The 254-nt window shown below is 53.5% G+C and carries 1 rRNA gene; it reads right to left on the bottom strand.

The window, feature by feature from the left end:
* Positions 1–37: 37 nt before the first annotated feature.
* Positions 38–254: ribosomal RNA gene (locus RUW00_RS22920) — 16S ribosomal RNA — on the bottom strand; the annotation flags it as partial.

Below are 254 nucleotides of genomic sequence, written 5' to 3'. Positions count from 1 at the left end.
TAAGACCCAAGGTCTTATATTCCGTTAAAATCCTTAGAAAGGAGGTGATCCAGCCGCACCTTCCGATACGGCTACCTTGTTACGACTTCACCCCAATCATCTGTCCCACCTTCGGCGGCTGGCTCCAAAAAGGTTACCTCACCGACTTCGGGTGTTACAAACTCTCGTGGTGTGACGGGCGGTGTGTACAAGGCCCGGGAACGTATTCACCGCGGCATGCTGATCCGCGATTACTAGCGATTCCAGCTTCACGC

The organism is Bacillus sp. IS1 (genome assembly GCF_032461585.1).
GTDB lineage: Bacteria > Bacillota > Bacilli > Bacillales > Bacillaceae > Bacillus > Bacillus velezensis.
The sequence above is the reverse complement of the archived record's forward strand: the minus strand, read 5'-3'. Positions and strand labels throughout refer to the sequence as shown.